This window comes from Okeania sp. (assembly GCF_983059655.1).
Map to the genome: position 1 here is coordinate 1 of NZ_CEZPJD010000835.1, position 2,182 is coordinate 2,182.

At 36.6% G+C, this 2,182-nt stretch carries 1 protein-coding gene and 1 pseudogene; both read left to right on the forward strand.

The window, feature by feature from the left end; all coding sequences use genetic code 11:
* The first annotated feature begins 244 nt into the window (after positions 1-244).
* Positions 245-816, forward strand: a pseudogene (locus tag AC3DU7_RS29075) (Uma2 family endonuclease).
* Between the two features lie 164 nt (positions 817-980).
* Positions 981-1,940 carry a DUF192 domain-containing protein gene (locus AC3DU7_RS29080; protein WP_488042734.1) on the forward strand — a complete coding sequence of 320 codons (960 nt, stop codon included), beginning with the start codon at positions 981-983 and terminating at the stop codon, positions 1,938-1,940.
* Positions 1,941-2,182: the final 242 nt, after the last annotated feature.

Here is a 2,182-nt window from a genome sequence, read left to right on the forward strand (position 1 = left end):
TATCTGGTGAAGATGTTTTGCCTGGATTTATATTAGATATGACAAGAATTTGGTAATTAAATAGCAGTCAGCAGTCAGCGGTTAGCGGTTAGCATTATGACTTTTTTTTTACGTTTAGGAGGGGATTTAAAATCCGACTCAACTATCTGGTGTAATAGTTGCCAATTTAACCAAAGGTCAAAAATATGATAGCTAAAATGCTGATAGCTGATAGCTAATTAACTCTGAGGAATAAAGAATCAAAATGACAAATTTGACTATCGAGATTGACTCAATAATTGACCTAACAGACGAACAATTCTTTCAACTATGTCAAATAAATAAGGAGATAAGATTTGAAAGAAATGCCAAAGGAGATTTAATTATTGTGCCCTTAATGAGGGGAGAAACTGGAATGATTAATGCTGAAATTTGTGGCAATTTAGGAATGTGGAATAGAGAAACAAAATTAGGAATTTGTTTTAATTCTTCCCTGGGTTTTCAACTGCCCAATGGTGCTGTCCGTTCTCCCAGTTCTGGATACCCATAGAAAAATGGAATAATTTAACTCCCGAAGAAAAAGAAAAATTTCTACCTTTTTGCCCAGATTTTTTAGTCGAATTAATGTCACCTGACGACAGTTTATCAGACACCAGAGAAAAAATGAAAGAATATCTGGAAAATGGCATGAGATTAGGTTGGTTAATTAATCGAAAATCTCAGCAAGTAGAAATTTATCGCCAGGGAAAAGATGTAGAAATATTAGACTCTCCTCAAGCATTATCTGGTGAAGATGTTTTACCTGAATTTATATTAGAGATGACAACAATTTGGTAACTATATTCATTTTGTGAAGCTCAAAAATCTGTTACCGGAATCTGCTTGCAGCTTCTAAACAATTTTGATATGCTTACTTCTATAGGTGTTAACTCGCCTATACGCATGACTTTTTATTCAACTTAAATATCTTTAATCCCAGAGACTAATAACTGATAACTGAAATGACTAATGTTCAAGGTACACCAGGTATTGATTTTCTCAGTGGCACTCCTGAAGATGACATCATTGCTGCTTTAACAAGTAAAGATATTGTTCAAGGTTTCGGGGGTAATGACCAAATCTTCGGCAACCAAGGAATGGATGTTCTTCAAGGTAATCAAGGGGATGATATTGTATACGGCGGACAAGATGCAGATACAATTTTTGGCGGGCAAGGAAATGACTTGATGTTTGGAGATTTTGGCCCTGACTGGTTAATTGGTAATTTGGGTAGGGATACTATGAGTGGAGGTGAGGGTGATGATTTATTTGCTATTGGTAGACGTGGCGGTTTATCTTCTACTGGTGGAGTGAATATTACAGATGCAGATGTAATTACAGATTTTGGTAATGGTAGCGATCGCCTAATCCTAACTGGTGGCTTACAATTTAGTGAGTTGAATATTATTTCTTCTGAGAGTCATACTATTATTCAAGACCGAGTCACGGGAGAATATTTGGCAGTTTTGTCAGGGGTGACGAGTCTTGAGGAGTCAAGTTTTAGTTCTATTTTTGGTGATGTGGAGTTGGGTCAAATGTTACCTATTTCAGCACAGGCGAGTTTTTCTGGTCAGACTATTAATTTGGAGGTGGCACAAACTCCACTTGAACAGGGGATAGGTTTAATGTTTAGGACTGAGTTGCCAGATGACCGAGGAATGTTGTTTGAGATTAACCCTCCTCGGACTGTGAATTTTTGGATGAGAAATGTGTTTATTAATCTGGATATGGTGTTTCTGAGCAATGGGGAGGTACAGGCAATTTTTTCTAATTTACCTCCTTGTGAATCTGAACCTTGTCCTACTTATGGACCTAATGTTCCTGTGGATGGAGTGATTGAGTTAAGGGGGGGAAGAGCTACTGAGTTGGGTTTAAGGGTTGGCGATCGCTTAGATATTCAGCCTGTTTTTCTGTCTGTCTAACTAATTTTTTGTGTTTTGATGTTTAGGTTATTCGAGTGCTGTTTTTTATGTTGAATAAATAATCATGCGTATAGGCGAGTTCACCCTTCTACTTCTATACTATCATGGTTTTTTGTTTATTCCCAGGGAATTTCCTCTATTTTTTCTGAGCTTCAGAAAATGAAAAATGAAGAGAGCAAATTTTTCTGAGTTGAGGAGTTGAGAACTTTCTACTTCTTTAGTTATGGAAAATATTTCTAGTT

Coding starts and splice junctions, on each gene's coding strand:
- AC3DU7_RS29080 (WP_488042734.1), top strand. CDS start 981: ATGACTAATGTTCAAGGTACACCAGGTATTGATTTTCTCAGTGGCACT.